The organism is Cyclobacterium sp. SOCE241 (assembly GCF_056867545.1).
This window is the reverse complement of record NZ_CP149779.1, coordinates 1374524-1398596: the sequence shown is the minus strand read 5'-3', so window position 1 is coordinate 1398596 and position 24073 is coordinate 1374524. Positions and strand designations below refer to the sequence as shown.

Below are 24073 nucleotides of genomic sequence, written 5' to 3'. Positions count from 1 at the left end.
CCCCCCGAAGGGGAAGATTCACTATTTTTTAGGTCTCTGTGTTCAGATCCAGTTCTAATCGTCCCTCAAATCTAATAGCTAATTGCTGGACTGGCTAAGCCCCAATTCTGCAAAGGTGATGTCCACTTTTTTCTCAATCCGCCTAGTGACCAGATATACAAGCTTCATTAAGGCCATATCAGTGAAACCTTTGGTCTTGGTTACCTTCCGTACTTGTCTGTGGCCTTCTACGGTATTTGTGGTATAGATCAGTCGTCTTATGGGCTGACTATACTCAAAGTAGGTACTCAATCGGTCCCAGTTATCATTCCAGGAACGAATCACCACTGGATATTTCTTTCCCATTTTCCTCCAAGTCCAATAGAGAGCTGTTTCTGCCTGATCTTTAGTATCAGCCTGGTAGGCATAGGCTGAATCCCTTCCGCAAGACCTTTGCTCTTTACTGGCCACATACCCAGGGCTATTACGGATCTGGTGGACCACACAGAGTTGGATGTCGGCTTTGGGAAAATTGAATGAATGGCCTGAGTAAAGCCGGTCAAGTTGTCGGTACAGGCTATTAAGATGTCTTTGACACCACGATTATTTAGGTCTGTAAGTACCTGTAGCCAGAAATTGGCTCCTTCGCTTTCAAAATATACATTCCCTAAGATCTCCTTCCTGCTTCTTGGTGATACCCAACACATTGTACAGCGCCTTGTGTTGGACCTTTCCCTCTTCCCGGACCGCCGTACATCGCGTCAAGCCAAACAATACAATATACCGAATCAGAGGACGGCTCTGCCACTGCTTTACCTTTGGTACAACCCGGTCAGTGATCTCGCTGAGAACATGGGTGAGATCCGTATCGTACATCTCAGAAATATGATCCTGAATATCCCGTAGGCTGTTACCTAAACCATTTTGTAGCAATGATTTGCTTCTCAGGTTGTCTGCCAGGATACGTTGTCGCTTTTCAATAATCTGGGGCTGGAAGCTTTGCTAACATAGCCGATCTTGAGGTGTCTCGATATCAACTTCACCATGACTGCTCTTGACAGTCTTCCTACCGCTACCATTACGCTTATTTCCAGCCTCACGGCCAGATTCATCGCTGCTAAGATGACCTTCCATCTCCGCTTCAAGAGCTGCTTCGAAAACTCTTTCAGCATGGGAGCAAACGCTCCATCTTTACCAAAATAGGAGCTCTCCGTTTTTAAATTGTCTTAATGCTTTTCTTTTAGGCTTTCTTTTTCTTGTGTACTCATGTCTTATACTTATAAAATTTAAAACTAAATTCCAAGCTTTAGAACTTGGAGTTTGAGATTACAGTCTCTTGGTATATGTTTTGTACTGGTCTTATTTAAACTTTTTAACCTTAATAATATTCATACCTCAATTATAAAGCGGTAAAACCCTGTCAGTTACTTAAAAAAATAGTACCAACAGGGCTTTTTTTAAAAGATGGATTCTCTAGAATATTGGTTTACTAGCCGTGAAAGGCTTAAATCATTGGCAACTACATGCTTTTGCAGCAGCTCCCATGGCCATTTTCTTTAGGTCTTCTTTCTCTTTCCAATTGTCTTGATAAATACGAAGTTTCGAAAATTTTGTCAAGAACTTTTTCCCTAAAAACAAGATCTCGATCACTTACGTCAAGTATTGTTTCCAGTATTTCAAGCATCAATTCATCATTGTCTTCCAATAACTCTAATAACTGATCTTTTGCAAATGCATTATCCTTTATCTCTTTAATTAACACATCTTTTTCCATAATGAAAATGTTTAGTTTTTTAAATTAATTCCTTTGTTATAGTATACGGAAGTGAGCCTAAGAGGTAGGTATAAGATATTGTTTAAAATGTATGAAATAATTTCCAAAATAATTGATATATAAGTTGAAATTTTTGGATTGCAGCACTTATGTCTTAAAGCAACTATATAATCTAAAGCGATGGATTATCCATAGAATAGATTATAACTAATCTATTCATCTTCAATATTTAGATCAACTCTACAATTTCATACATCTTAGACATAATTCCATAACGAAAGCCAAAGCTGTATTTTTAACTTTGGATATGAAATAAAATAATAGACAATGGATAAGATGAAAAAGAAAATAGCACTTATAGGATATGGCGTAATCGGCAAAAGAGTGGCGGATGCCATCGCACTGCAAAATGACATGGAATTAGTCGGAGTATGTGATGTAATTAGTGATTGGAGGATACAAACTGCTGTAAAGAAGGGGTATCTGGTTTATGCTGCTTCTGATGAGGCAAAAGTTAGTATGGAGCAGGTGGGAATTCCTCTGGCAGGTGGCATGGGCGAGCTATTGGATATTAGTGATCTGGTAGTTGATTGCACACCAAAGAAGGTTGCAGCTAAAAACGTGGAGACATATAAAGCACGTAAAATCAAATTTATTCTTCAAGGAGGTGAAAAGCATGAAACCACAGGCCATTCATTTAGTGCAGAAAATAATTATGCTTCAGGTTTAAATCGAGAGAGCACACGGGTAGTTTCTTGCAATACAACCTCCATTTTACGTTCACTCACTGCTCTCAAAAAAGCAGATTTGTTAGAAAATGCTCGCGGAACTTTGCTACGCAGAGCTACCGACCCTTGGGAAAGCCACCTCGGCGGTATTATGAATACGATGGTACCGGAAAAAGACATTCCCAGTCATCAGGGACCGGATGCTCAAAGTGTAGATCCAGAGCTGGACGTAATTACCATGGCGGTAAAGGTACCGGAAACGCTTAGCCATATGCATTATTGGACCGTTAAGTTAAAGAAAAAGCGTCTAAGGAAGAAGTGCTCAAGGCCTTTAAAACTTCGAGCCGAATCAAATTGATACACTATGACCAAGGCTTGGTATCTAACAACACCATCAAGGAAATGTTCATGGATATGGGCAGACCTTGGGGTGATATGTACGAGGTAGCCCTTTGGGAAGATATGCTAAAGGTTGTGGGCGATGAACTTTTTTACGCCTATGTGGTCGATAACCAAGCGATTGTAATCCCCGAGACCATAGATGCCATTCGCGCACTTACAGGAATCGAGACTGATGGTAATAAATCCATCTCAATGACCAATAAAAGTCTAGGTATTAATCAATAGCAACATAATTTTGATCCGGTAAATATTATAAAACTGGCCTCGGTGCAGGATGTAACGGGTTGGCCTTAACTTTTGGATTAATGGAAAGTAATCGACAGATAAGAGGGGTTTTGTGAGTTTTTGCCGAAGCCCATGGCCTCGGTATGGGCACGATTTTGTGGTGCTACACCCATAACGATGCTTTCAAAACGGATAAGGAAGACTATCACACCGCTGCGGATTTAACGGGACAGGCCAATCACTTTGGGGTCACAATTCAGGCGGATATCATCAAACAGAAATTACCAGCCACAAATTATGGGTTCAAAGCCCTAAAATTTGGTGAATATGACGATGCAATGTATGAAAGTCTGGCGACAGAGCACCCTATAGATTTATGCAGATATAAGAATGCTTGATACGGAAATAAAATCATTAAAATCCCTAAACCACTACCTGCGAAAACTAGTAGAAAATAGGCTGTGGCTCAAGGTTATCATTGCTTTGTTTCTAGGAGTTGGTGTTGGCTTATTGTTAAGCCCTCAAAATGGTTGGGTCAATAAAAGCACTGCCGATGTTTTAGGGAACTGGTTGGCCCTACCCGGTATGCTCTTTCTTAAATTGGTGCAGATGATCATGATTCCTTTGATCGTGGCCTCGATCATTACGGGCATCGCCAGTAACGATAAAGAAAATCTGAAAAGATTGGGCGGCGGGGTACTCTTATATTTTATTTCAACAACAATTATTTCAGTTACAATAGGCACCCTACTGGCGTTACTTTTTAGACCGGGAAAGTTTCTGCACCAACAGGCGGAGGTCGATCATGCAAATGCATTGGCCGATACCGCCAAAAGTACTGAACTTTCCTTTGGAATAAACGATATTCCGAATGCGATAACGGATTTACTACCCGAAAACCCATTGGCATCAATGGTAAGCGGTGATATGTTGAGTATCGTTATTTTCACCATTATAATAGGTGTTGCCGTGTTATCGCTTACCGACGACCTGCTCAAACCGGTAAAGTTACTCTTAGGGGCCATTCAGGAAATCTGTATGACGGTGGTCAAATGGGCCATGTTATTGGTTCCGATCGCCGTATTCGGTTTAATGGCACAGCTAACTTCGAGCATTGGGCTAAACTCCCTTTCAAGTTTGGGCTTTTATGTACTTGTGGTGCTTATAGGTTTGTTAATGTTGATCGGTTTTTACCTTGCAGTGGTAAGCATACTTGGCCGGAGCAACCCTCTTAAATTTTTACGTAAAATCACTGATGTCCAGCTATTGGCATTCTCTACAACAAGCTCGGCGGCAGTTATGCCCTTGTCGCTAAAAACAGCAGAGGAAGAACTCAAAGTGGATGCCACTATAAGTAATTTTATAATTCCAATTGGGGCTACTGTGAATATGGATGGGACGGCACTCTATCAGACCATAACGACTTTGTTCATAGCACAGGCTTATGGACTTGAAATGGGCCTCCTAAATATTGTTTTGGTCATTGTTACCATAGTTGCGGCTTCCATTGGAACCCCTGCCATACCGGGAGGTGGCGTTGTAATTTTGGCTTCGGTGCTATCCAGCGCAGGAATTCCCGCCGAAGGAGTTATCATAATAATAGGAGTTGAGCGCTTGCTTGGGATGTTCCGAACAGCAGTCAATGTTACCGGTGACCTAACAGCCTGTATGGTTTTCAATCGTTTTTATGGGAATGAAATGGAAGGAACTAAAGAGAGTGGTATAAAAGCAAATACGTAATATTTCACTGTTTAAATGTATAAAGAACTGGATGATGATAAAATCGATCAACGAAATAGATCTTTCCCCGAAACCGGGTAAGGCCTACTGGGTAAACTGTCACAGGGAATGGCGAGAGGAAATCATTTATTTTCTGATGGTCGACCGGTTTCATGATAGCGAGGCGCGACATTCGAAGAATTTCGATATCCGTCATCCAGGTTTCGGTAATGAAGATCAACTGCAAAAGCCCTTTGGGGGCACCATTAAGGGCATCATAAACAACATCGATTATATAAAAAATTTGGGTTGTACTGCCCTTTGGCTGAGTCCTGTGTTTGAAAATAATCCTGGATCCTACCATGGCTACGCCATACAGAATTATATGGATGTTGACAAACGCTGGGGTACCAAGGAAGAACTGGAACAACTGGTGGACAAAGCCCACGCGCTGGATATACGGGTGTTTTTGGATATCGTTCTGCACCATTCGGGAGATAATTGGTCCTATCCCTTTGATTACGACTATTTCTATGCGGAAGGGCAACGGTTTCCACTGGGAAGTTGGCGCGAGAAAGACAGGCCGCTTCCAGTCGAACTCAAAGATCAGGAGGTTTATAACCGAAAAGGGCAGATCAGGAATTTCGATGCGTATCCCGAGACCCAAGAAGGAGACTTCTGTACCTTAAAAACATTTAGGAACGATGGTTCCCCTGCTAGTGAAGATTTACAGGCGATATTGGCAAAGATACATTGTTACTGGATACGTGAGACGGATGTGGACGGTTTTCGTTTGGATGCCGTCAAACATATGAAAGGTGGCGATATCAGCCGTTTTTGTTCTAATATAAGGGAATATGCCTATTCGCTGGGAAAGAGAAACTTCTTTTTGTTTGGCGAAATTATCGGTAATGATGAGATGGGCAATCCGTATATAGGCCCCAAAATGCTGCCGGAGGATCGGAATGTATATTATGGGCTCGATTCCATTTTAGATCATCCGTTGCACAGTGTTCTTGCAGAAGTGATAAAGGGAAATTCTTCCCCGAATAAATTGATACAGCGGTATTCGGACTTACAAAGGAATGCCCTAAGCCGCGGTGAGTATGGGGATTTCCTGGTCACCTATATCGATGATCATGATCAAGTAGGAATGGACTTTAAACACCGCTTTGGCCATAATGCTACTCCTGAACAAATTGTTGCGGGCATGGGCTTTCTTATTTGTGCCCTAGGCGCTCCATGTATTTATTACGGTACTGAACAAGGTTTTGAAGGCAACGGCATGGATGACCGATATATTAGGGAAGGAATGTTCGATCCTGATGATAAGGAGACAAACGTATTGAACCAAGAATCATGGATATACAAGAACATTGCGGTCTTGGCGCATCTTAGACAAAAGGAAGCCATTTTAAAGTTCGGCAGGATGTATTTCAGGGAAACTTCAGAAAACGGACTTGATTTTCAATTTCCCAATTGTGAGGAATGTCTTTTGGCATTTTCAAGGATCCTGTATCAGGGAGAAATTCTTATAGTCTATAATTCTTCCCCAAAGGATACCAAAGAGGAATATATAGTGGTCGATAGCATTATCAATAAAGAGGTTATTCGTATGGAATGCATCTATGGCAACACGAAAAAATCCCGATCGAAAAAAATATAGATCAACAAGATGGCCGCCTTTTTATCAAGGTAAAGTTAAAACCCATGGAGTTTTTGATATTCAAAAACAGTTAAACAAGAATAAATGAAAACGAAAAAAACAATTTTTAGCCTATTGGCATTGCTGCTTTTTTTAATACTCGTGGCGTGCAAAAATGAAAATAAGACAAATAGGAATTCAACCCCTGAGATGCAAAGCCATGAAGAAATGGATGTTGAAAGCAATACGGGCCAATCATCGAAGGAAGTTTTAAACGGCGACACGGATACCGGCAGTGGAATGCATGCCCAACATAAATCATTAAAGGACAATTTTGCCCATCAGGACATTATCATCCTAGAAAATCCATTTCAGCCGGAGAAAAGCACCAAGGACGATTTGCAAGAAGTCGTACAGGCCTATCTCCTTCTTAAAGATGCCTTTGTCAAGGGCGATCTTAAAAGAATTGACGATGCCTCGGCCACTATGGAACAAAAGGTAGCTGACGTGGTGGCAAATAGCCTAAAGGAAGACGGATTGGTAGCGTGGGATCAACATAGCAAGCTGTACACCGGAAAACTAAAGGAACTACGGCATGTTACAAGCCTAGAAGAAAAACGCTCTTACTTCAGCCATATTTCCGAAGTGGTCTACTGTACTGTCAAAAGTTTTGATCTGAAAGACAAGATGGCGCTTTATGCGGCTTTTTGTCCCATGGCATTTGATGGCAAGGGAGCTTATTGGATTTCCGAAAATAAAGAAATTCGCAATCCCTATAATGGGGATAAAATGTTGAAGTGCGGTAAAATAGAAGAAGTTCTATAAAGATATGAATACACAAAAACGGGGATATAAAATTTTTAAAATGACATTGGGCATCTTAATATTAGTAGTGCTTCCGATAGCTATAATTGCCGGTTATCAATATCTCCAGGTAGTACTGGCACCACCCTATACTTTTGAGGCCATGCCCTCGAATTTTGAAATATTAGGGTCGGGGGAAAAGAACCTCGTCTTTATCCATGGCCTAACAGGCTCTAAAAACTATTGGAAAAGGGATTTGGATGCCATTACGAACACGCATAAAATTTTATTGGTCGACTTGCTTGGTTTTGGCGACTCCCCAAGCCCAATAGCGATTATAGACTGGAGATGCAGGTGGGCGCTTTGGAGGCAACTATTTCAAGGGAAGGTTTTGATCGCAGCAAAACAGTGCTTGTCGCACACTCCATGGGTACTGTGATAGCATTAGCGCTTCTTGCAAAGCACCCCGATTGGTTTAAAGGTGCAATAACGATAGGCACCCCTGTGTACAAAAATATGGACGAGTTCAAGAAAATAATGTCAAAACATTCACTTTTCGACAGACTTGCGACAAACAAATATTCCAAATACCTCTGTTTGCTGCATCCCATTTTTATGACCCGACCATTCAAGCCAGATAACCTGTCAGATGAAGTATTTGCAGACGCTAAAAAACATAATTGGCAGAGTTATAATAATTCGTTGAACGAAATAATCCTAGAAACGGACCTATATGCCATTGTCAGAAAAATCGGAGACAAAAAAGTTGTTTTTATCCACGGGAATCAAGATACGACTGCGCCCATGGATAATGCGATTAAATTGGCCGATACCATTTTAAATTCGAAGTTTCTGACCATCAACGGTGGCGACCACCAACTTTTTTTAAAGGACCCAAACATTGTCTGGAAAGCTGTAGGGATTTTTTTTGATAAAAAATCATAATACCAAGGACTGAATAAAAATTGAAAAACAACAGAAAAATGAAAGAACAAAAAATCAACGCAAATCAACTCTACGGGTTGATGCACACGGACATCGAGGGAATCGATGGCCTTATAGAACTGGCCCTGAACATCCGTTGGTCATGGAACCATGCCTCTGATGAATTATGGCGACAACTAGATTCAGAGCTATGGGAATTCACACGCAATCCATGGGTCATTTTGCAAATGATTTCACGGGATCGACTTGAAGGGCATTTGGCAGATCCGGCTTTTCGGATAAAGCTCGATGGCCTGTTAAAGAAAAACGATCAGGCGATTTCCATGCCTTCGTGGTTTCAGCACAACCACCCGAAGGCAGCACTTACGACCATTGCCTATTTCAGTATGGAATATATGCTCAACGAGGCCCTGCCTATTTATGCAGGTGGTCTGGGCAATGTGGCGGGCGACCAATTGAAATCGGCCAGCGATCTGGGTGTACCGGTTGTTGCCGTTGGGATACTTTATGCCAAAGGATATTTCCGTCAGGAAATCGATAAATACGGCACTCAAAATGCCTTGTTCCCCTATAATGACCCGGGGCAATTGCCCGTTACGCCCTTGCGTCTACCGAATGGGGAATGGTTGCGAATAAAAGTGTCGATGCCCGGTCATCCGGTATGGCTCCGTGCATGGCAGGTACAGGTAGGTAGGTCTAAGCTCTATCTCTTGGATAGCAACGACGCCGCCAACTTGCCCACACATCGTGGAATAACGGATGAGTTGTATGGCGGAGGGACTGATCTGCGTATAAAACAGGAAATCATATTGGGAGTGGGGGTTATAAATTGCTCCGGGCCTTGGATATAATGCCCGAAGTATGTCACTTGAACGAAGGACATGCTGCGTTTCTGGTTCTGGAACGCGCCAACGATTTTATGAAGGAGAACGGAACTTCATTTGCCGAGGCGCTTGCTGTTACACGGGCGGGCAACTTATTTACGACACACGCAGGTGCAGCCGGCCGGTTTTGACCATTTTAGCCCCTCGTCCATGGAATACCATTTAGGTACTTATGCAAAAGAACAACTGGGCCTGGACTTTAATGAACTCATGGCCCTGGGGCGGGCAAACACAAATAACCATTCAGAGAGTTTTAACATGGCCTATCTGGCCATCCGTGGTAGTGGGGCGGTAAATGGAGTTAGCCAATTGCACGGAGAGGTAAGTAGAAATCTTTTTAACAATCTTTTCCCGCGCTGGCCGGTAGCGGAAGTCCCGGTAGGCCATGTGACCAATGGAGTGCACATGCCATGTTGGGATTCCAAATATGCCGATGAAATCTGGACTGAATCCTGTGGAAAAGATCGCTGGAGGGGTGAACTAGATGACCATTCGGCACATATTTCTAAGCTATCCGACGAAAAACTCTGGGAATTTAGGGACCGATCTAGAAATCGTCTTGTCGATTTTAAAGGGAAGGTTTGAGAGGCAGGCCCTAGTCTCTGGCCTACCAGCAGAAGTGGTCGAGATCGCAAACCAAGTTTTTGACCCGGGCACCTTGACATTGGGATTTGCTCGTCGATTTGTGCCTTACAAAAGACCGGACCTCTTATTGTACGATCCCGAACGGCTTGTCCGAATTCTTACCCATCCGGAACATCCTGTACAATTGGTATTGGCAGGTAAAGCTCCCCCAGTTGATGAAGCAGGAAAAGGATTGATACGAAAATGGGTACGGTTTATTCAACAACATAATTTGTACAAACATGTCCTATTTCTAAGTGATTATGACATGATGTTGGCAGAAAATTTGGTTCAAGGCGTTGATGTGTGGCTAAATACACCGAGAAGACCATGGGAAGCCAGCGGGACCAGTGGTATGAAAGTACTTGTAAATGGTGGCCTCAACTTGTCGGAATTGGACGGTTGGTGGGCCGAGGCATATACTCCGGAGGTGGGTTGGGCATTGGGTGATGGCCAAGAACATGGCAATGATCCCGCATGGGACGCGCAGGAGGCAGCAACACTATATGAAATACTGGAGCAGCAGGTCGTCCCCGAATTCTATGCACGTAACAAAAAAGGAGTGTCGGAAATTTGGGTGGGACGCATGCGAAAAAGTATGGCAACCCTAACGCCTCGTTTTTCCGCCAACCGAACGGTTCGCGAATATACAGAGGACTATTATCTGCCCGCAGCAATCAACTATAAAAAATCCGCAGCTAGAAAAGGAGCTAAAGGGAAAAGAATTGTTAGCGCAGGACATGAGCTCAAAAATAAATGGGATGCCATAAAATTCGATCAAGTTGAAATTGAAAGTGTACGCCAAAAACACCACCTTAAAGTACCGATTTGGTTGAATGGAATAAACCCCAAACATATTCAGGTAGAACTATTCGCCGAAGGTATCAACGGTGAAACGTCTGAAAACCTCAAGATGAAATTTGATTGGATAGGAGAGGATGGGGCACATAACTTTTATGTACAGGTAAATTCTTCCCGACCTATCGATCACTATACAGTACGTATTGTACCCAGCTACGAAGGAGTTTCTGTGCCGTTGGAGGATAACTTGATAGTATGGCAGCGTTAAAAATCGAAATTAGAAACTGGAAATGAAAAAACTGAGAATTTTTTCTAAGAGGTTCAATAGTTAAAAATGCAAGAAGATGAAGAACATAAAACAGCAACATATAGCAGTATTTACCTCGGGAGGCGATTCCCCAGGGATGAATGCCGCATTATTCGGAATTGCAAAAAAGCAGAACAAAGTGGCATGAGGTTAAGCGGCATCCGAAAAGGATATGAGGGTTTAATAGATGGCGATTTGGTTCCTCTGGACACCCATAAATTGCAAAAGATGGCACATCGCGGAGGAACAATACTAAAAACGGCTCGAAGCAAACGTTTTTTAATGCTAGAAGGAAGACAGCGGGCTTTGGAAAATCTTAAAAAAAATGACGTTGATGCGCTGATCGCTATAGGTGGCGATGGCACTTTTAAAGGTTTGTTGGCTTTTTCGGAAATATGTGACCTCCCTTTTATAGGTATCCCCGGCACCATCGACAACGATATTTCCGGCACCGATTATACCCTCGGCTTTGATTCCGCAGTAAATACAGCTATTGAAAACATCGATAAAATACAAGATACCGCTGAATCGCATAACCGGGTGTTCATAGTGGAAGTAATGGGTAGGGATTCAGGGTACATCGCCATTCACTCAGGATTGATGGTAGGTGCCGATGCCATACTTATTCCTGAGAGTGGTGCAGATTTTATTTACCTATTGGATAAGATTAAAAATTACGATAGTGAAGATGCCTTTCTTATCGTGATTTCCGAAGGTGATGAAATAGGAGCTGAACTTGTTGCATCCAAAATAAAAGAAATCAATGCAAATATCGATTTACGGATTACGAGGATGGGCCACGTACAGCGAGGTGGCAATCCTTCTGCTTTGGATAGAATGTTGGGCATTCGGCTTGGAGTGGCAGCTGTAGATGCACTTTTAAAAGGTAGAAAGAACATAATGGTTGGTGTTTTAAACAATCGATTACATTCTACCCCCTTTGAAGAAGTGGTTAAACAACATCAAATAAATGATGAATTACAGGGACTTTTGGAACTATTTGGGAATGAAAAATACAATGAAAGGATCGGCAACTAACATAGCGATTATTTTCTTGCTGACTGCGGCGACCATAATCTTCGAGATAAGTCTGTCCCGACTGTTCTCGTACCTTCTTAGTTTTCATTTCGTGCTCCTTATCATTGCTTTTTCCATACTGGGTCTTGGCGTTGGGCAGATAACATATGCCAAGTATTCAGAGAAGATAGATCATTCATTGCTTTGGTGGATAGCACTACCGTCGATTTCGATGTTTCTGAGTTTTGCCCTTTTGCTTGGCCTTTCACAAATAGGCGTTTCATCATCCACAGATTTTGGCCTGCCCATTATTATACTCTTGTCAACTGTTCCATTTATAGCCATCGGAATTGTTTATGCCCACATATTTGAGGTAGATAAACGAAATGTGTCAACCCTATACGCCATAGATCTCATAGGGGCGGCACGGGCGCACTCGCCTCCGTTTTTTTGCTCAATACATTTGGTTTGGTACAGGTGGTGGTGATTGCCATAGGGTTACTGCTGCTGGCCCTCGTAATAGGGCTGATAGCTGTTAAGAACCGTTTTTTAAAAATACTGGTCCCCTTAGTGCTGGTAATTATTTTTCTGATGGGCTTTGCCAAAGATGCCCTGAACTTTGATATTCCCGTTGCTAAAGACCCTTCAAAGGATATGTACCGGTTAATAGCCAACCCTTCTTTTAAAAGCGAAAAACTGGAAAGCCGTTGGAGCGCTTTTGGGAAGACTGATCTGATCAAGTTTACATATCCTGACGGTACAGTGTCCAAATCAATGTTTATCGATGCCGCTGCGGGCACCAATGTCGTCAATATCGACGAGCTTGCCAAGGATACTGTTGAAATGGGAAAGGTGTTATCCGGATTTCCGGGCGTATTTGCTTTGAGCTTTTTAAGCGAAAAGGAGAAGGATTCCGTGCTGATAATAGGTCCTGGTGGTGGAATAGATATTGCTGCAACATACTTCATGGGCTTTAAATATATTGAAGCGGCAGAGGTCAATCCTTCCTTTGTAGCATTAATGAAAAAGCACAATCCCTCTACCTTCTTTGATAAGGAGAACATAAAAGTACATGTGAACGAGGGAAGAAATTTTGTGGTTGAAAACAAGGGGAAATACGATGCCATTATGTTGACCATCCCTGTAACCAAAAGTTCAAGGGGCACAGATTTTTACGGACTTACCGAAAACTATCTGTTTACCATGGAGGCACTTGCAGATTATCTAGATGGTTTAACGAAAGAAGGGGCTATCTATTTTACGATGCATGCAAGGCAGGAAGTCTATAAAATGCTCGCCAACTTTTTGGAGCTCCAGGATCAGATGGGGGTCAGTCAAATAGAGGCGTTAAAAAAGTTTATATCTACTCCAATGTTATGAACCCCGTATTGGTCATGAAAAAGCACCCTTTTGAGCAGAAAATGATGGAGAAGGTCCATGCTACGGCACACTATGAGGAATTGGATCGAGACCTGATTTATTTTCCATATATCCAACAAGAAGGTTTGGACACCACCGTACAAAACGTAAATTATAAGTGGTATATGTTCGACGATCTGTTGTATGATATCTCCAAAGGCTCCTATGCCTATGACAAGCTATGGAAAGCAGCATCCATAAATTTGAGCCCGGTTTCCGATGATTCCCCCTATTTTTTTAATTATAACAACGGCATACCCGATGCCATGACAACCCCCTTATTGCTTGGTCTGTTCATCGTCGGATGGTTCATATTCAACCATTTCAAAGGATGGAAATCGGTTTCTTTTTCAGAAAACACCACTATGGACATGCAAAGAAAATTTAAAGCCTGGGCACTCATGTCCTTTTTGTTGGGATTCTCGTACATACTCATACAGGGGTATCTTTTTCAGGTACTCAACTTAAAGCTCTCCAATCCTTCCCAGTCTTTTTCATTGTTGCTTTTTACATTTTTATTGGGCAATGGGGTGGGTAGCCTTTTGACGGGAACTTTCAAAAAAATCTTTCCCGCAAGCTCATCATATACACGGCCTTGATCATTTTGGTTTCTTTATTGACCGTATATGTACTGCTCCCAATATGGTATAAACAACTATCCGAATTCTGGATTGCCCTATTTTTGCTGCTTCCGTCTTTCTTTATAGGAATCCCTTTTCCAGTACTGCTAAAAATGGCTTCCTCCCTGAAAGAAAAGAAAAGCATCCCCTATTTATTAGGAATATCAAGCGTGGCGGGCGTGGCGGCCTCGATCTTTGCCATTGTCATCTCCATCCTTTATGGGTATAGGTTTGTATTCCTTCTCGGCTTGTTCGGATACGGTGTAGTGATAGTACTGGCCAACAGATTAAAAACCCTTAAAATCGTACAATCATGAAAAAATGGTCATTATATATGGGAAGCTACTCTGGTATCAAGGTATTTATCCATTGGACCTTCTGGATCATTATTGGATGGATATTCATGATGCACTTTCAAATGGGACACGGATGGGCCGAAGGCTTGGCAGGTGCCCTCTTTATCCTAGCTTTGTTTGGCTGTGTGGTACTGCATGAGTTTGGCCATGCACTAATGGCCAAAAAATACGGCATCCCAACACGTGATATTACCCTTTACCCGATCGGGGGCGTGGCCAGTCTCAATAGAATGCCCGAAAAACCTTCCCAAGAACTGGCCGTAGCACTGGCCGGCCCAGCGGTAAATGTCGTAATTGCCGGAATCCTCTATATTTTTCTGTTGTCAAACGATCAATTATTGCCCATCTCGGAAATAGACCACGTAGCTGGGGAAAATTTCTGGTTCAACCTCATGACTGCCAATGTGATCCTAGCGGTTTTTAATCTGATACCGGCATTCCCTATGGATGGCGGAAGGGTGCTAAGGGCAGTATTGGCGTTCAACTTGGACAAGCTTCGGGCCACCACAATCGCCGTACAGGTAGGGCAATTGCTGGCCATCGTATTTGTTTTCCTGGGGTTCTTTACAAATTTTTGGCTGGTGTTCATCGGTCTGTTTATTTTTTGGGGGCTGGGGCTGAGGCGGTACATGAAAGTGCCAAATCTGCACTTGTCGGATACACGGCAAGTGACGTTTTGGTCCAACAGTATACCCGCCTATCGCCCTTAGAAACCTTTGAAAAAGCAGTACAAATGTTGCGGAATACTCAGGAACAAGGATTTGTGGTGGTAGAGAACGATCAGGCAAAAGGTGTCCTGACACGAAAGGAACTAATTAAGGGTTTGTCCGAATATGGAAATACTTCTCCGGTATACAAAGTGATGCGAAAGGATCCTATCATAATCGCCCTCGATATGCCCTTGCAGGAGGTTTATCAAAATCTTGCGGCCAACAACCTTTCACTTGCTCTGGTAGTGGAGGACGGACAGCTTTTGGGCATTGTGGACATTAAGGGTATCAACGAACTGATTGCAGTAAAAAAGGACTCAAATTACCAAAATTCTCATAGTCAAAATGTACATTCAAAAATTTCAGCAAATTCAAAAACCTTAAAATTATGGAACGGAAATATAAGGATTTGACCTCGCCTGCGGACCTTAAAAGCCATGATACCGGCACCGGACCGGATAGGCAGCAGCGCCCGGACTATGTAGATTTACTTCCCCTTGTAACCATGCCTGCCCTGCCGGAGAAAACATACAGGCATGGCTGGCACTGGCACAGGACAAAAAGTTTGAAGAAGCCTGGCAGGTAATTATAGAGGATAACCCTATGCCTGCCGTGATGGGGCGTGCATGTTACCACCCTTGTGAAGATGGCTGTAACCGCACCTTTATAGACAGTCCGGTAAGCATTCATGCTATTGAACGTTTTCTGGGCGATGAGGCCATCAGGAAAAATTGGAAAGTAGAATTTGATAAAAAACCTGGGGGCAAACGGGTGCTGGTGGTTGGAGCGGGACCAAGCGGACTGTCCACAGCCTACCATCTTACCCGATTGGGGCATAGCGTTGAAATCCATGAGGCTGGGCCCATAGCAGGTGGTATGATGCACTTTGGGATCCCTGCCTACCGGCTTCCGCGAAGTATTTTGGACCATGAGGTAGAGCGTATTTTGGCCATGGGGGTAAAGATTGTACTGGACCATAAAGTTGAAAATGTACTGAAAGAAAAAAAGGCTGGTGGTTTTGATGCCGTCTTCATCGCCGTTGGTGCCCATCTCTCAAAAAATTGATATCCCTGGCATGGATACTGGAAAATTTTTGGATGCTATTGCCTTTTTAAAACAGGTGGAAGAGGGCGAAAAGCCTAAAATAGGTAGAAGGGTGGCCATTTATGGTGGGGGCAATACAGCCATGGATGCCGCGCGAACGGCAAAACGGATGGGGGCAACCGAGGCGACCATCATCTACAGGCGAGACCAAAAACATATGCCAGCCCATGAATTTGAAGCGGAAGAAGCCCTGGAAGAAGGTGTAAAGATCAACTGGCTACGCACTATAAAAGCGATGGACGAAGAAGCATTCACCGTTGAGGTGATGCGCTTAGAAGAAGGAAGACCCGTACCCACCGGGCAGTTTGAAACTCTGGAAGCCGATACGCTCATATTGGCCGTGGGACAGGATACCGATACAGGGTTTTTAAAAAACGTGCCCGGCATTGGTTTCAACAAAGATGGGACCGTAATTGTTGGGCCCGATATGATGACCGGCCATGAAGGAATTTTTGCGGGGGCGATATGGTACCCAGCCAGCGCAGCGTAACAGTAGCAATAGGACATGGTAAAAAAGCAGCACGCCATATAGATGGATTTTTGCGGAGTGCCTCCTATAATAAACCGCCTAAACATCCAATCGTAGGCCATGAACGACTGCAACTTTGGTATAATACAACTGCCCCACAAAAGGAGCAGGCTTCCCTTTCCGTTCAAAAGCGTATCGAAAGCTTTGATGAAATAAAGGCTGGATTAAGCGAAGAAGAAGCACTTTTTGAATCACAACGCTGCCTCTCCTGTGGCAATTGCTTTGAATGTGATGGTTGCTATGCTGCCTGCCCGGAAGACGCCATAATAAAGCTGGGGGCAGGCAATAGATATGAGTATGACTTTGATCGCTGTACAGGTTGTGCGATATGTTATGAACAATGCCCCTGCCATGCCATAGAAATGATTCCAGAACCTAAAAACTTAAGGCTATGCCCCTAAAGGATCAATCAAAAAAAGTAACCATTGACGGCAATGAAGCCGTTGCATTCGTCGCTTACCGAGTTAATGAAGTATGTGGGATCTATCCCATCACACCTGCCTCCCCAATGGCCGAGCATGCCGATGAATGGTCCGTAAAAGGAGTGAAAAACATTTGGGGCAATATTCCGGACGTCATAGAAATGCAAAGTGAAGGTGGCGCTGCAGGTGTTATTCATGGTGCGCTTCAAACCGGGGCGTTGGCCACAACCTTTACCGCTTCGCAGGGTTTGATGCTTATGTTGCCCAATATGTACAAGATCGCGGGGGAACTCACGGCAACGGTCTTTCATGTGGCGGCACGGTCGCTTGCTGCACAGGCACTGTCTATTTTTGGCGACCACAGCGACGTGATGGCAGCCAGGACCACAGGTTTTGCCATGATCGCTTCGGCATCTGTGCAGGAAGCCCATGACATGGCCCTTATCTGCCAGGCGGCAACATTGAGATCAAGGGTACCCTTTATTCATTTTTTCGATGGGTTCCGTACTTCTCATGAAGTGAACAAGATCAGCCTTTTAACAGACGGGCAAATCAGGGCTATGATAGATGATGATCTGGTTTACGCCCATCGCCAGCGCAGCTTAAACCCCGATAATCCCTTTATCAGGGGAACAGCCCAAAATCCCGATGTGTACTTTCAGGCAAGGGAAACTGTTAACCCTTACTATTCGGATATTCCGGGAATTGTTCAAAAAGCGATGGATGATTTTGGCAAGCTCACCGGCCGGCATTATACCCTATATGAATACTTTGGTGATATGGATGCCGAAAGAATGATCGTAATCATGGCTTCCGGTGCTGAAGTGGTCCGCGAAACGGTCAAAACTATGGCCCTGTCCGGGGAAAAAGTGGGAGTGCTGCAAGTAAGGCTTTTCCGTCCTTTTTCCCTAAAACATTTTCTGGAGGCCCTCCCACCTTCGGTAAAAAAAATAGCGGTACTGGACCGGACAAAGGAGCCTGGTGCTGCCGGGGAACCCCTTTACCAGGATGTAGTTACAGTTTTGGCGGAAGCTTACCGCTTGGGGCAGATTACTTCTTTCCCGAATATTGTAGGTGGGCGGTACGGGCTTTCTTCCAAAGAATTTACCCCGGCTATGGCCAAAGGCATCTTTGATGAACTGAAAAAGCCCCTTCCCAAAAATGGTTTTACGGTAGGCATCAAGGACAATGTTTCACATACCAGTATTGAATATGATCCTGCTTTCGATATTATTCCCAAAGGTACCATAAGCGCGCTCTTCTTCGGGCTGGGGTCCGACGGGACGGTAGGCGCCAATAAAAACAGTATTAAGATCATCGGGGAGGGAACAAATCTAAATACCCAGGGCTATTTTGTGTACGACTCCAAAAAATCCGGAACGCAGACGGTTTCCCATTTGCGTTTTGGCAAAGAGCCTGTCAACGCCCCTTACCTGATTCGGGAGGCCGGTTTTATTGCCTGCCATAAATTCAACTATATCGAAAAAGTCCAGATGCTCCGTTTTGCGGCGCAGGGAGCCACTTTTTTATTGAACAGCCCCTATAGTGCTGACGAAGTTTGGGACCGCCTTCCCCGCCCTGTTCAGGAACAGATCGTAGAAAGGGAACTCAAATTTTATGTAATCAATGGGTCTGGGGTGGCAGAATCCGCCGGACTGGGAGAGAAAATAAATACCGTTATGCAGGCTTGCTTTTTCGCGCTTTCGGGTGTACTGCCGAAGGAGGAAGCCATAGACAGGATCAAAGAATCCATAAAAAAACCTACTCCAAAAAGGAAAAGCCGTAATCGAGCAGAATTTCCGTGTGGTAGATGCGGCCCTGGATAATTTGGTTGAGGTAAAGGTGCCGACGAAAGCCTCGGGCCATCTTCCACTCCCTCCGACCGTACTGCCCGAAGCACCTGAATTTGTGCAGCAGGTTACCGCCATGATGATGCGTGGCGACGGCGATGAACTTACTGTTGGCCAACTGCCTGTTGATGGCACCTATCCGAGTGCGACCACCCGTTGGGAAAAGCGCAATCTATCCGATATGGTGGCCCAATGGGATAAAGATTTATGTATTCAATGTGGCAATTGTAGTTTTGTATGCCCGCATAGCGTTATACGATCTAAATTCTATAACGAGGCCTATCTGGAACCGGCCCATGAGGAATTTCCTTCCGCGCCTATCAATGCACGCGGATTTCCCGAGACACGCTATACCCTGCAGGTATATGTGGAAGATTGTACCGGCTGCAACCTCTGTGTGGAAGTCTGCCCGGTTACCGACCCTGATGATGAAAACATCAAGGCCATCAACCTGAGGCCCAGGGTACCTGTTCTGGAAAAGGAAAGAGAAAATATTAGTTTCTTTGAAAGCCTTCCCATAAACAATCGGGCAAAAATGGATTTTTCCTCGGTACGGGGCGCGCAATTCCTTGAGCCTTTATTCGAGTTTTCGGGAGCATGTGCCGGCTGTGGCGAAACACCCTATATCAAAGTGCTTACCCAGTTGTTTGGGGAGCAGCTCATTGTGGCCAATGCTACCGGTTGCTCCTCTATTTATGGAGGCAACCAGCCTACAACGCCCTGGGCTGTAAATAAAGAAGGCCGGGGGCCGGCCTGGTCGAACTCGTTGTTCGAGGACAATGCCGAATTTGGCCTGGGCATGCGGATTGCGGCCGATAACCATCTGGCTATGGCGAGGGGGTTGTTGCAGCATTTAAGCCCTGAGATAGGCGAAGAATTGACAAGCAGCCTGCTTGACAATGATCAGCTTTACGAATCGGAAATAAGCAGGCAAAGGGAAGCGGTAGCCAAACTGAAGAAAAAATTGGCCCAAATGGATCGGGACGAAGCTGAAAAACTGCTGTCGGTGGCAGACCACCTCGTCAGGCGAAGTGTGTGGGCGGTGGGCGGTGACGGCTGGGCCTATGACATAGGCTCGGGGGGCTGGATCATGTACTTTCCACAGGTAGGAATGTAAACATACTTGTTCTGGATACCGAAGTATATTCCAATACGGGAGGGCAAATGTCTAAAGCTACCCCGACCGCAGCTACAGCGAAATTTGCGGCAGGAGGGAAAAAAGTTGGCAAAAAGGACCTTGCTCTTCAGGCTATTTCCTATGGGAATGTTTATGTGGCGCAGGTGGCCATGGGTGCCAACGCACAACAAACTCTGCTCGCCATGCGTGAGGCAGAGGCCTATCCCGGTCCATCTATTATATTAGCCTACAGTCAATGTATAGCACATGGAATTGATATGCGAAAAGGGATGACCCAGCAAAAACTGGCCGTAGATTGTGGGCATTGGCCCCTGATCCGTTACAACCCAACCTTGCGGCAAATGGGCAAAAGCCCGTTTGTGCTTGACTCCCAAGGCCCACTATAAAATTAAAGGACTATGCTTACAATGAACTGCGCTATAGCATTTTGGCACGTACCAACCCTCTAGAGGCGGAACGCCTGCTTGACGGGGCACAGGAACTGATTAATTTACGATGGAAAACCTACGAAGATATGTCGGGATGGGAGGCAAATAAATTTTGCCCAGTGGTTTGATCAAGTCTCATAAAAAAAGATCTTGATAGAAAACATCTATTAATTATAAAACAAAACGAAAACATACATCAAATATTTTAATGAAATAGGGATCAAAAACATCCCACAGGTAGGGGTAAAAATGCTTCCCTTGGCGAAATGTACCATAACTTGTCAGATAAAGGTATTGGCGAAAATGTAGTGCAGGGAAGCGTGAACACCGGTGAGTTTTTAGTGTTCAAGCCATTTCTTGGCAAAGTGAACCAGGCCATTATTTCACGAAATTTTGGCACAAAGATAAAAACCATGATCTATTCGGAGAAATCGGTACTTGATATCGTAAGACCGGAAGATGCGATTATTAACATTAACACCCCTTTAGATCGGCAACAGGTCTTTAAATTGAGCGATGAGGAAGTGGCCAAATTGGCACAATGGATAATATTATAGAGCAACATCAAAAGGGGCACATGGATATAGAATGGGCAAAAGATGGTGAGAGTGGCGAACTCTTCATTGTCCAGGCAAGGCCTGAAACGGTCCATAGCCAAAAGGTAAAAACGGCATCCTTTAAGGAATATAAGATCAAAGAGAAAGGTAAACTGATCTGGGAGGGGATCGGCCTTGGCAATAGTATTCTCTCGGGGAAGGCTCGATTGCTGAAGTCACCTTCTCAAATGGACAAACTGGCCAAAGGGGAGATACTGGTAACGGGCTGGACCGATCCCGACTGGGAACCGGCATTTAAAAAAGCGGGCGCTATTATAACGGACCAGGGTGGAAGGACTTCGCATGCGGCCATCAAGGCCCGGGAAGTGGGCGCAACCGCTACCGTTGGCACCGGCGATGCCACCCTTACGATAAGGGACGGGCAGCTTATCACGGTTTCCACCGCTGAAGGCAATACCGGCTTTATCTATGACGGGGAAGCCAGATGGGATGAAAAGGAAATTGACCTTTCCCAAATAGAAATACCAAAAACCGATGTGATGCTCATTCTCAACCACCCCGATAAAGCTTTCAAATACTCTGCTCTCCCCAACAAGGGTATAGGACTGATGCGTATGGAGTTCATTATCAATAATACGATTCGGGTTCACCCAATGGCACTGCGCCATTCTGAAAAAATTTCGTATAAAAAGGTACGGCGGGAAATAGAAGAACTGACGCAGCATTGCCCCAACAAGCAGGATTATTTCATCCTCCGGCTGGAAGAGGCTACGGCCACTATAGCCGCAGCGTTCCACCCAAAGGATGTGATCGTGAGAATGAGCGATTTCAAATCCAACGAATATGCCAATCTTAATGGGGGCTGCGCTTTTAAACCAAAGGAAGAAAACCCTATGATCGGTTTTCGGGGAGCCTCCCTCTACTACTATCCCTTGTACCAAAAGGCTTTTGAAATGGAATGTGAGGCCATGAAGTTGGTTAGGGAAGATATGGGCTTAACTAATGTAAAATTGATGCTTCCTTTTGTCAGGAATGTGGCAGAAGCACAGAAAGTCATCCAATTAATGGGCAATAAAGGATTTAAAAGAGGCATTGACGGACTGCAACTGTACATGATGCTCGAAATTCCAAGTAACGCCCTATTGGAAGAGGAGTTTGCCAAGTATTTTGACGGTTTTTCAATCGGATCCAATGACCTTACACAACTCACCTTGGGTGCTGACCGAGACTCCGAATTGTTGCGCGAGGTATTCGCCCCTTCGATCAGGCTGTTAAACTATTAATTATAATGGCCATTGAAAAGGCAAATGCACTAGGGGTAAAATTGGACTTTGCAAGCAGGCTCCCAGTGATTATCCGGGATATGCCAAATTTTTGGTGGAGTGCGGGATAGATGGCATTTCTTATAACCCAGATGCGCTTATAAAGGGAATTGAAAACATTATTAATGCCGAAAAGAACTAAAAAAAATAAATCACTAGTGGCTAAAAACAAATGGGTAATTTTATATCTAATGATTAAACTATCAGGATGTTATAACCAGATGATACAATGGTGTACTCAGGGATTTGGGAACCTGTTTTTAGCCAGTATCGAATAACTATCAATTTTAGTTTATTTCTGCTTTTGTTTAGACTAAATTAACTTATTAACCTATCATATAACTAAACGGTTAATTTTCTGATAATCAGACAGTAGATTTTTGTTCTTCTATTTTTCTCTTTCAAATTGGTTATCAAAATCGCCAATAGGAGCATCACTCATTGATGAACTGGGTTCGATCCAATTTCATAACAAGAATGTCATCGGGAGGATTAGAGAGGGGTTTAAGTGTAGAAAGCCGTGGGAATCCCCAGTAAGGGAGGGACTCCCACACCCTTCCCTAGCCCAATCCCTCCCAAAAGGGTTCAAAGCTACAATTTAGTTGCTTTTTAACGCGATCTTATCCCTAACTCAGGTTATTAAACAAGAAGATATAAAAAGAGACTTCAGTATTCCGTACCAAGCTTATGAAAATCTGAGACTAGTCTGCATTTGATGCCTTTTTAATAATGGGATTAGAGTGATTTATGTCCTAAATCAAAAGATTCAAATAGAGGCACAATTTCATACATTGAAAGTGGGATATCATAAATAACTCCTAGGTTAAAATTCTAACTTTAACATTGGATCATAAAGAAATTTGAATGTCAGAAAAGATCGTTTTTATAACCAAAGCCTCAGGAGAAGAAGCACCGTTTTCTGTAATAAAACTCCAGCAATCTCTTGAAAGAGCTGGAGCTAGTTTGGATATGATAGACAAAATCGTTTTCAAGATAAAAGGGCAACTCTTTGATGGTATGTCGACAAAGAAAATCTATAACGAGGCATATTCATTACTGCGAAAGCACTCAAAACCTATAGCAGGAAGGTATAAAATTAAACAAGCCATTTTAGAACTGGGGCCTTCAGGTTATCCCTTTGAAAAGTTTGTAGGTGCAATTCTCAAACATCAGGGATACCGCACTAAAGTCGGAGTAATCATTCTGGGCCATTGTGTGTCTCACGAAATAGATGTGGAAGCAGAGAAAGATGATAAGCATTTTATGGTGGAGTGCAAGTTTCATAATCGGCAGGGTTACAAATGCAACGTGAAAATACCACTCTATATCAAATCTCGGTTTGAGGATGTGAAAAAGCAATGGGAGAAACGTACAGAGCATTCAAAAAGTTTCATCAGGGCTGGGTAGTAACCAATACTCGATTTACTAAAGATGCCATTCAGTATGGTGAATGTTCTGGTTTGGTACTTATAAGCTGGGATTATCCCAAAAACGAAAGTTTAAATGATAGGATCAATTTATATGGTTTGCACCCTGTTACTTGCCTTACAAGTCTCACAAAGGCTGAGAAGCAAAAACTGATTGATAAGATGATTGTGCTTTGTAAGGAACTATGTGAGAAACCCCAATTGCTTGAAGAAATAGGAATTTCTCAGACCCGGGTCAAAAAGATCATTAAAGAAGGGAAGGAGATTTGTTCAAGAAATACTTCACTCCATAAATGATTTGTATTTAGTACCTAAGACAGGCAAGATTAATAAACCC

At 43.7% G+C, this 24073-nt stretch carries 26 protein-coding genes and 4 pseudogenes; 27 read left to right on the top strand and 3 right to left on the bottom strand.

Features of this window, described 5'->3' with window-relative positions; all coding sequences use genetic code 11:
- Positions 1 to 78: 78 nt before the first annotated feature.
- Positions 79 to 1113, bottom strand: a pseudogene (locus WG932_RS06790) (IS256 family transposase).
- Positions 1114 to 1498: 385 nt separating this feature from the next.
- The gene (locus WG932_RS06785; protein ID WP_041934829.1) at positions 1499 to 1753 is read right to left on the bottom strand and encodes a hypothetical protein; all 255 of its coding nucleotides are present in this window, start codon (positions 1751 to 1753) and stop codon (positions 1499 to 1501) included.
- A gap of 327 nt (positions 1754 to 2080) precedes the next feature.
- Here WG932_RS06785 and WG932_RS06780 point away from each other — a divergent pair, with 327 nt between their 5' ends.
- From WG932_RS06780 to WG932_RS06730, 11 genes and pseudogenes are all read left to right on the top strand, one after another.
- Positions 2081 to 2839, top strand: coding sequence for a type II glyceraldehyde-3-phosphate dehydrogenase (locus WG932_RS06780; RefSeq protein WP_483087431.1), 759 nt, complete (start codon positions 2081 to 2083; stop codon positions 2837 to 2839).
- Positions 2836 to 3108, top strand: a complete 273-nt coding sequence (locus WG932_RS06775) for a hypothetical protein (RefSeq protein WP_483087430.1) — start codon at positions 2836 to 2838, stop codon at positions 3106 to 3108. The genes WG932_RS06780 and WG932_RS06775 overlap by 4 nt, the downstream gene beginning before the upstream one ends.
- A gap of 128 nt (positions 3109 to 3236) precedes the next feature.
- Positions 3237 to 3506 (top strand): annotated as a pseudogene (locus WG932_RS06770) (class I fructose-bisphosphate aldolase); the annotation flags it as partial.
- Positions 3499 to 4848: a dicarboxylate/amino acid:cation symporter gene (locus tag WG932_RS06765; protein WP_014022533.1), complete on the top strand. Its 1350-nt coding sequence runs from the start codon at positions 3499 to 3501 to the stop codon at positions 4846 to 4848. The pseudogene WG932_RS06770 and the gene WG932_RS06765, both read left to right, overlap by 8 nt.
- Positions 4849 to 4879: 31 nt before the next feature.
- Entirely contained in the window at positions 4880 to 6493 is a 1614-nt protein-coding gene (locus WG932_RS06760) for an alpha-amylase family glycosyl hydrolase (protein ID WP_483087429.1), read from the top strand.
- A gap of 84 nt (positions 6494 to 6577) precedes the next feature.
- Complete coding sequence (locus tag WG932_RS06755; protein ID WP_014022531.1) at positions 6578 to 7297, top strand: DUF3347 domain-containing protein; 720 nt, start codon at positions 6578 to 6580, stop codon at positions 7295 to 7297.
- 4 nt (positions 7298 to 7301) lie between these two features.
- A pseudogene (locus WG932_RS06750) lies at positions 7302 to 8221 on the top strand (alpha/beta fold hydrolase).
- A 20-nt stretch (positions 8222 to 8241) separates the two neighbouring features.
- Entirely contained in the window at positions 8242 to 9072 is an 831-nt protein-coding gene (gene glgP, locus WG932_RS06745) for an alpha-glucan family phosphorylase (protein ID WP_483087428.1), read from the top strand.
- 183 nt (positions 9073 to 9255) lie between these two features.
- Positions 9256 to 9690, top strand: a complete 435-nt coding sequence (locus WG932_RS06740) for a hypothetical protein (RefSeq protein ID WP_483087427.1) — start codon at positions 9256 to 9258, stop codon at positions 9688 to 9690.
- On the top strand, positions 9665 to 10798 hold the full coding sequence (glgP, locus tag WG932_RS06735; RefSeq protein ID WP_483087426.1) for an alpha-glucan family phosphorylase: 1134 nt from the start codon (positions 9665 to 9667) through the stop codon (positions 10796 to 10798). The genes WG932_RS06740 and glgP (WG932_RS06735) overlap by 26 nt, the downstream gene beginning before the upstream one ends.
- Positions 10799 to 10864: 66 nt before the next feature.
- Positions 10865 to 11875, top strand: a complete 1011-nt coding sequence (locus WG932_RS06730) for a 6-phosphofructokinase (protein WP_483087425.1) — start codon at positions 10865 to 10867, stop codon at positions 11873 to 11875.
- Between the two features lie 171 nt (positions 11876 to 12046).
- Here the strand turns inward: WG932_RS06730 and WG932_RS06725 are convergent, their stop codons facing one another.
- Positions 12047 to 12199, bottom strand: coding sequence for a hypothetical protein (locus WG932_RS06725; RefSeq protein ID WP_483087424.1), 153 nt, complete (start codon positions 12197 to 12199; stop codon positions 12047 to 12049).
- Positions 12200 to 12322: 123 nt separating this feature from the next.
- Here WG932_RS06725 and WG932_RS06720 point away from each other — a divergent pair, with 123 nt between their 5' ends.
- The 16 genes and pseudogenes from WG932_RS06720 to WG932_RS06645 all read left to right on the top strand — a co-directional run bounded on the left by WG932_RS06720 (position 12323) and on the right by WG932_RS06645 (position 24033).
- Positions 12323 to 13234, top strand: a complete 912-nt coding sequence (locus tag WG932_RS06720) for a hypothetical protein (protein WP_483087423.1) — start codon at positions 12323 to 12325, stop codon at positions 13232 to 13234.
- A gap of 14 nt (positions 13235 to 13248) precedes the next feature.
- Positions 13249 to 13872, top strand: coding sequence for a hypothetical protein (locus tag WG932_RS06715; RefSeq protein WP_483087422.1), 624 nt, complete (start codon positions 13249 to 13251; stop codon positions 13870 to 13872).
- A gap of 134 nt (positions 13873 to 14006) precedes the next feature.
- A complete protein-coding gene (locus WG932_RS06710; protein WP_483087421.1) occupies positions 14007 to 14210 on the top strand; it encodes a hypothetical protein in 204 nt (67 codons plus the stop codon).
- The gene (locus WG932_RS06705; RefSeq protein WP_483087420.1) at positions 14207 to 14959 is read left to right on the top strand and encodes a site-2 protease family protein; all 753 of its coding nucleotides are present in this window, start codon (positions 14207 to 14209) and stop codon (positions 14957 to 14959) included. Before WG932_RS06710 ends, WG932_RS06705 begins: the two co-directional genes overlap by 4 nt.
- Entirely contained in the window at positions 14854 to 15372 is a 519-nt protein-coding gene (locus tag WG932_RS06700; RefSeq protein ID WP_483087419.1) for a CBS domain-containing protein, read from the top strand. Before WG932_RS06705 ends, WG932_RS06700 begins: the two co-directional genes overlap by 106 nt.
- Complete coding sequence (locus tag WG932_RS06695) at positions 15348 to 15545, top strand: hypothetical protein (RefSeq protein ID WP_483087418.1); 198 nt, start codon at positions 15348 to 15350, stop codon at positions 15543 to 15545. Before WG932_RS06700 ends, WG932_RS06695 begins: the two co-directional genes overlap by 25 nt.
- A complete protein-coding gene (locus tag WG932_RS06690; RefSeq protein ID WP_483088591.1) occupies positions 15488 to 16024 on the top strand; it encodes an FAD-dependent oxidoreductase in 537 nt (178 codons plus the stop codon). Before WG932_RS06695 ends, WG932_RS06690 begins: the two co-directional genes overlap by 58 nt.
- A gap of 10 nt (positions 16025 to 16034) precedes the next feature.
- A complete protein-coding gene (locus WG932_RS06685; protein ID WP_483087417.1) occupies positions 16035 to 16553 on the top strand; it encodes an FAD-dependent oxidoreductase in 519 nt (172 codons plus the stop codon).
- Positions 16529 to 16993 carry a 4Fe-4S dicluster domain-containing protein gene (locus tag WG932_RS06680; protein WP_483087416.1) on the top strand — a complete coding sequence of 155 codons (465 nt, stop codon included), beginning with the start codon at positions 16529 to 16531 and terminating at the stop codon, positions 16991 to 16993. Before WG932_RS06685 ends, WG932_RS06680 begins: the two co-directional genes overlap by 25 nt.
- Positions 16984 to 18840 carry a pyruvate:ferredoxin (flavodoxin) oxidoreductase gene (nifJ, locus tag WG932_RS06675; RefSeq protein WP_483087415.1) on the top strand — a complete coding sequence of 619 codons (1857 nt, stop codon included), beginning with the start codon at positions 16984 to 16986 and terminating at the stop codon, positions 18838 to 18840. The genes WG932_RS06680 and nifJ overlap by 10 nt, the downstream gene beginning before the upstream one ends.
- Positions 18818 to 19981, top strand: a complete 1164-nt coding sequence (locus tag WG932_RS06670; protein WP_483087414.1) for a 4Fe-4S binding protein — start codon at positions 18818 to 18820, stop codon at positions 19979 to 19981. The genes nifJ and WG932_RS06670 overlap by 23 nt, the downstream gene beginning before the upstream one ends.
- Positions 19982 to 20028: 47 nt before the next feature.
- The gene (locus WG932_RS06665) at positions 20029 to 20388 is read left to right on the top strand and encodes a hypothetical protein (RefSeq protein ID WP_483087413.1); all 360 of its coding nucleotides are present in this window, start codon (positions 20029 to 20031) and stop codon (positions 20386 to 20388) included.
- 308 nt (positions 20389 to 20696) lie between these two features.
- Positions 20697 to 21064: pseudogene (locus WG932_RS06660) on the top strand (PEP/pyruvate-binding domain-containing protein); the annotation flags it as partial.
- A gap of 150 nt (positions 21065 to 21214) precedes the next feature.
- Positions 21215 to 22270 (top strand): putative PEP-binding protein, encoded by a 1056-nt coding sequence (locus tag WG932_RS06655; protein WP_483088590.1) that lies wholly within the window; start codon positions 21215 to 21217, stop codon positions 22268 to 22270.
- A 903-nt stretch (positions 22271 to 23173) separates the two neighbouring features.
- Positions 23174 to 23716 (top strand): ATP cone domain-containing protein, encoded by a 543-nt coding sequence (locus WG932_RS06650; protein ID WP_483087412.1) that lies wholly within the window; start codon positions 23174 to 23176, stop codon positions 23714 to 23716.
- Positions 23668 to 24033, top strand: coding sequence for a PDDEXK family nuclease (locus tag WG932_RS06645; protein WP_483087411.1), 366 nt, complete (start codon positions 23668 to 23670; stop codon positions 24031 to 24033). The genes WG932_RS06650 and WG932_RS06645 overlap by 49 nt, the downstream gene beginning before the upstream one ends.
- Positions 24034 to 24073: the final 40 nt, after the last annotated feature.

Bases quoted from the DNA above. Each gene is read 5' to 3' on its own strand.
- WG932_RS06655 (WP_483088590.1), top strand. From the start codon at position 21,215: ATGGACAAACTGGCCAAAGGGGAGATACTGGTAACGGGCTGGACCGAT.
- WG932_RS06680 (WP_483087416.1), top strand. From the start codon at position 16,529: ATGGTACCCAGCCAGCGCAGCGTAACAGTAGCAATAGGACATGGTAAA.
- WG932_RS06785 (WP_041934829.1), bottom strand. From the start codon at position 1,753: ATGGAAAAAGATGTGTTAATTAAAGAGATAAAGGATAATGCATTTGCA.
- WG932_RS06665 (WP_483087413.1), top strand. From the start codon at position 20,029: ATGTCTAAAGCTACCCCGACCGCAGCTACAGCGAAATTTGCGGCAGGA.
- WG932_RS06765 (WP_014022533.1), top strand. From the start codon at position 3,499: ATGCTTGATACGGAAATAAAATCATTAAAATCCCTAAACCACTACCTG.
- WG932_RS06740 (WP_483087427.1), top strand. From the start codon at position 9,256: ATGGAATACCATTTAGGTACTTATGCAAAAGAACAACTGGGCCTGGAC.
- WG932_RS06685 (WP_483087417.1), top strand. From the start codon at position 16,035: ATGGATACTGGAAAATTTTTGGATGCTATTGCCTTTTTAAAACAGGTG.
- WG932_RS06760 (WP_483087429.1), top strand. From the start codon at position 4,880: ATGATGATAAAATCGATCAACGAAATAGATCTTTCCCCGAAACCGGGT.
- WG932_RS06755 (WP_014022531.1), top strand. From the start codon at position 6,578: ATGAAAACGAAAAAAACAATTTTTAGCCTATTGGCATTGCTGCTTTTT.
- WG932_RS06715 (WP_483087422.1), top strand. From the start codon at position 13,249: ATGAAAAAGCACCCTTTTGAGCAGAAAATGATGGAGAAGGTCCATGCT.
- WG932_RS06695 (WP_483087418.1), top strand. From the start codon at position 15,348: ATGGAACGGAAATATAAGGATTTGACCTCGCCTGCGGACCTTAAAAGC.
- WG932_RS06705 (WP_483087420.1), top strand. From the start codon at position 14,207: ATGAAAAAATGGTCATTATATATGGGAAGCTACTCTGGTATCAAGGTA.
- WG932_RS06780 (WP_483087431.1), top strand. From the start codon at position 2,081: ATGGATAAGATGAAAAAGAAAATAGCACTTATAGGATATGGCGTAATC.
- WG932_RS06650 (WP_483087412.1), top strand. From the start codon at position 23,174: ATGTCAGAAAAGATCGTTTTTATAACCAAAGCCTCAGGAGAAGAAGCA.
- WG932_RS06710 (WP_483087421.1), top strand. From the start codon at position 14,007: ATGGCTTCCTCCCTGAAAGAAAAGAAAAGCATCCCCTATTTATTAGGA.
- WG932_RS06730 (WP_483087425.1), top strand. From the start codon at position 10,865: ATGCAAGAAGATGAAGAACATAAAACAGCAACATATAGCAGTATTTAC.
- WG932_RS06725 (WP_483087424.1), bottom strand. From the start codon at position 12,199: ATGGCTATAAATGGAACAGTTGACAAGAGTATAATAATGGGCAGGCCA.
- nifJ (WP_483087415.1), top strand. From the start codon at position 16,984: ATGCCCCTAAAGGATCAATCAAAAAAAGTAACCATTGACGGCAATGAA.
- WG932_RS06645 (WP_483087411.1), top strand. From the start codon at position 23,668: ATGGGAGAAACGTACAGAGCATTCAAAAAGTTTCATCAGGGCTGGGTA.